Genomic DNA, 4,339 nt, shown 5'->3' on the forward strand with positions numbered 1-4,339 from the left:
GTGGCAAAAAAGGTGCCTGCACTTCCAGCGCTTGCGGTTGGTGTCTTCCTTGGCTGGCTATGCCATATTTTTGTCCAGGGCGGTGCTGTGGGGGATGCCGTCAACACTCTACAGGGCGGCTTTTCGATTGAATCAGGAAACACAATGGTGGACGAGCTTTTCAATAGAGGCGGCATTGACGATATGATGTACACCGTGTCCCTTACGATTGTGGCGATGGCCTTCGGCGGAGTTATGGAGCAGACAGGCATGCTAAAAGCCATTGTTGAACAGATACTGAAATTGGCCCGTTCGGCAAGAAGCTTAGTAGCAACTACCGTGCTATCTGCCTTCTTTACAAATGTGGCGGCTGCAGAGCAGTATATTTCCATTCTGCTCCCGGGAAGAATGTACACACAGGCATTTAAGGATAAAAATCTGCAATCCAAAAACCTTTCGAGGGCACTTGAAGATGGCGGTACGGTCACTTCTGTTTTTATTCCATGGAATACTTGTGCGGTATTTATTATGTCAACATTGGCCGTTCATCCCTTTGAATATGCCCCTTACGCGATTTTAAATTTCACTGTGCCGATCCTGGCTATTATCTTTGCCATGCTTGGCTACAAAATTACTTTCATGAGTGATCAGGAACGAAAAGAAATGGAAGAAAAAGATCAAATAGCGTCATAAGGCTCCGACCTTCGGAGTCTTTTGTTTTTTGAGGAAGTGATAGGGTAAAGTAAACGGGAGCTCTGTTGAGATTTTTGAATAAGGACTTTAAGTTAGTCAAAGAATACATTTTGTTGAAAGGAGAGATAGTTATGGCAGAACAGACACTTTACGAAAAAGCAGGCGGCGGAGAAGCCATTGAAAAAGTGGTTGATTATTTTTATGAGGAACTGGTATTAAAGGATCCGACTGTCAATCAGTTTTTTGAACATACGGACATGGTTAAGCAAAAACGTCATCAATCCAAGTTTATCAGCTATGCATTAGGCGGTCCTAATCAATATTCAGGCAATTCCATGGCGAAAGCACATGAAGGTATGAACCTGCAGCCCGAACACTTTAACGCGATTGCCAAGCATCTGCATGATGCGCTTGCCCGCTTTGGAGTGAGTGAGAGGGATATCGACGAAGCTTTGACCCGCGTTGCAGCGCTTAGGGACGATATTCTATACAAATAAGCTCCCTGGGGGGAGCTTTTCGTTTTTTATCTGCAGAAATTAGAATATAACTGCGGAAAATATTTTTTTATCCGCTAAAATTAGATTTTAATCTCGAAAATCTAGTTTTATCTGCGAAACTATTATTTTAATCTCAAGCAGCATCAATCAGCTGTTTCTTTCCTGACTCCGTATTTTCTTAGCCGGTATTGCAGGTTTTGCCGGCTCATGCCAAGGGATTTTGCGGACTGGGTTATATTATTGCCATGGTGTTTAAGGACTTTCTTTAGATAGTAGGTTTCAGCTTCCTGTATATATTGTTCGAGTGTTTTAATAGGCTTGTTTTTCTGTATAAGCAAATCCTCCAAATGACCGGTTTCGTTCGATTCCACCTTGAATTGAGGCTTATTTCGGAAGTGAAGAGGCAAATGCACATAGCTGATCGCTTCTTCCTGATCAATCAGATTCATGGCCCCTTCGATAATATGCTCCAGTTCCCGTACATTGCCCGGCCAATCGTATTGCTCGAATTTGCTCATTACTTCTTCATCGATTTCCGCTACATTCATACCAAATAGCTGATTGTATTTTTCTATGAAAAATTGTGCAAGGTCCCGGATATCCTTTCTTCTCTCGCGCAGAGGGGGAATGAAGAGGGAAACAACACTTAGCCTGTAATATAAATCTTTTCTCATACGGTCTTCTGAGATAGCATCAATCGGGTCTTCGTTAATGGTTGCTATAATTCTTACATCTACTGCCCGGTCTTTAGTATCACCAATCCTTCTGATCGTTTTTTCCTGCAAAACTCTCAAAAGCTTTGCCTGCAGGGATGGATTAAGTGAATTGATTTCATCCAGCAGCAAAGTCCCGCCATTTGCCTGTTCAAACAATCCTGGCCTTTCAATGGAGCCTGTAAAAGCTCCTTTTTTTGTACCAAATAAAAGACCCTCTATCAGACTGTCCGGAAGAGCAGCGCAATTTTGGGAGATAAATGGTTTTGAAGAGCGGCTGCTGCCATTATGGATGCTTTGGGCAAAGAGCTCTTTCCCTGTGCCGGTCTCCCCGATAATCAGGACAGAAGAACTTGTCCGGGTTGCTCTTTTGCTCGCTTCAATCACTTCATGGATTTCGTCGCTGCTGCCAATAATACTATCGAAAGTATAGCGGGTGTCTCCGCGTTTATTCATATTTTCTCTGATCAGCTTTTCAAGCTTGGTGACATCACGTGCGATTTCCATGGCGCCAATCTGTTCACCATCTTCCATAATTGGGAAAGTATTATTGATCGTGGTGATTTCCTGTCCCTTATTGTTAAAATAGGTTTGTTTGGCATTTTTAATTTTGCTGCCATTTTTGAGCGCCTGAAGCAAGGTGCTGTCTTCATCTTGGTTGAAAGAAAATACATCCAGCAGATTTTTATCCAATACATCTTCATAATCCATGCCTTCTATTTGGGCCATTTTTTTATTGTAGAATGTTGTTCTTCCTTCCTCATTCACTACATGGACACCAACATCAATTTCATCTAATATCCGCTGAAAGAACTTGCTTTTCAATTGGAGCTGTTCAAATTCCCTTTGATTCATTGTGATCTCCTTCACTCGGCAGTTTATTCAATAGTATATACTAATTCGAATATATGCAATGAAAATTTGCACCAATAACTATTAGTGATTTAAAAAGGGCAAAAATATTTTGCCTTCAGTTTATGAAAATACTTATTTATCAGCTTTTTATATTTGGCACAGTTCTTGCATAATAAAATGGTGGATAAAAAACGAATTTATTAAAGGGGGATGGCATCATGGTACAGCCGTACAAACATGAACCTTTCACAAATTTTAAAACAGAAGAAAACCGTGAAGCATACTTACTGGGATTAAAAACAGTCGAAAGCTATTTAGGACAGGACTATGACTTATTAATAGGCGGAGAAAGAATCTCCACTGATGAAAAAATCTTATCCATCAATCCTTCTAATAAAGAAGAAGTAGTTGGCCGTGCTTCAAAGGCAAACCGCGAGCTTGCTGAAAAAGCGATGCAGGCTGCTGTTGAAGCATTCAAAACATGGAGAAAAGTGAAGCCGGAAACACGCGCAGATGTTTTATTCAAAGCTGCTGCGATTATCCGCCGCCGCAAGCATGAGTTTTCTGCTCTTTTAACAAAGGAAGCAGGAAAGCCTTGGAACGAGGCAGATGCTGATACTGCGGAAGCCATTGACTTCCTTGAGTACTATGCACGTCAAATCTTAACAATCAAAGACGGTGTTCCAGTCAACAGCCGTCCGAACGAATATAACCGTTATGACTATATTCCGTTGGGAGTGGGGATCATCATTTCTCCTTGGAACTTCCCGCTTGCGATCATGGCCGGTACAACTGTTGCAGCGATCGTGGCTGGAAACACAGTTCTATTAAAACCAGCTTCTACAACACCTGTTGTGGCTGCGAAATTTGTTGAAGTGATGGAAGAAGCAGGCCTTCCGAAGGGCGTTCTGAATTTCGTGCCGGGAAGCGGTGCAGAAGTGGGCGACTACTTGGTTGACCATAAAGACACACGCTTCATCTCCTTCACTGGCTCACGTGACGTAGGTCTTCGCATCAACGAGCGCGCTTCTAAATTGAACGAAGGCCAAATCTGGCTGAAGCGTGTCATCGCTGAAATGGGAGGTAAGGACACAATCGTTGTGGACAAAGAAGCAGACCTTGAATTGGCGGCTACTTCAATCGTTGCCTCTGCTTTCGGATTCTCCGGCCAGAAGTGCTCGGCATGTTCACGTGCGGTTGTAGTAGAAGATGTATACGATCAGGTTCTTAACCGTGTGGTTGAACTGACTAACGAATTAACGCAGGGCAACCCTGAAGACCAAAGCAACTACATGGGTCCTGTAATCGACCAGGGCGCTTTTGACAAGATCATGAGCTACATCGAAATCGGCAAAGAAGAAGGCAAGCTGATGACAGGCGGAGAGGGAGACAGCTCGAAAGGCTTCTTCATCAAGCCGACTGTATTTGCTGACCTTGCTCCGGATGCACGATTAATGCAGGAAGAAATCTTTGGGCCAGTTGTTGGCTTCACAAAGGCAAAAGATTTCGACCATGCGCTTGAAATCGCCAACAACACGGAGTACGGCTTAACAGGAGCTGTGATCACGCAGAACCGTGAGCACATCCAAAAAGCGCGCGAAG

Annotated in this window: 4 protein-coding genes; 3 read left to right on the top strand and 1 reads right to left on the bottom strand. The window is 43.3% G+C overall.

All coding sequences use genetic code 11. The features are described from left to right. Together ACEQ1T_RS25450 and ACEQ1T_RS25455 are read left to right on the top strand one after the other, a co-directional pair. Window positions 1-672 (top strand): SLC13 family permease (locus tag ACEQ1T_RS25450; RefSeq protein ID WP_370225342.1); only part of this gene is annotated, 672 nt, incomplete at its 5' end. A gap of 131 nt (window positions 673-803) precedes the next feature. Then, window positions 804-1,169, top strand: coding sequence for a group 1 truncated hemoglobin (locus ACEQ1T_RS25455; RefSeq protein WP_206840401.1), 366 nt, complete (start codon window positions 804-806; stop codon window positions 1,167-1,169). Window positions 1,170-1,312: 143 nt separating this feature from the next. Here the strand turns inward: ACEQ1T_RS25455 and ACEQ1T_RS25460 are convergent, their stop codons facing one another. Continuing rightward, the gene (locus tag ACEQ1T_RS25460; RefSeq protein WP_370225343.1) at window positions 1,313-2,737 is read right to left on the bottom strand and encodes a sigma-54 interaction domain-containing protein; all 1,425 of its coding nucleotides are present in this window, start codon (window positions 2,735-2,737) and stop codon (window positions 1,313-1,315) included. Between the two features lie 218 nt (window positions 2,738-2,955). Between ACEQ1T_RS25460 and pruA the strand changes: the two genes are divergently transcribed. Further along, window positions 2,956-4,339, top strand: a 1,384-nt coding sequence (gene pruA, locus ACEQ1T_RS25465) for an L-glutamate gamma-semialdehyde dehydrogenase (protein ID WP_370225344.1), incomplete at its 3' end; no start/stop codon positions are given.

It is taken from the genome of Cytobacillus sp., from assembly GCF_964223445.1.
Lineage (GTDB): Bacteria > Bacillota > Bacilli > Bacillales > Cytobacillaceae > Cytobacillus.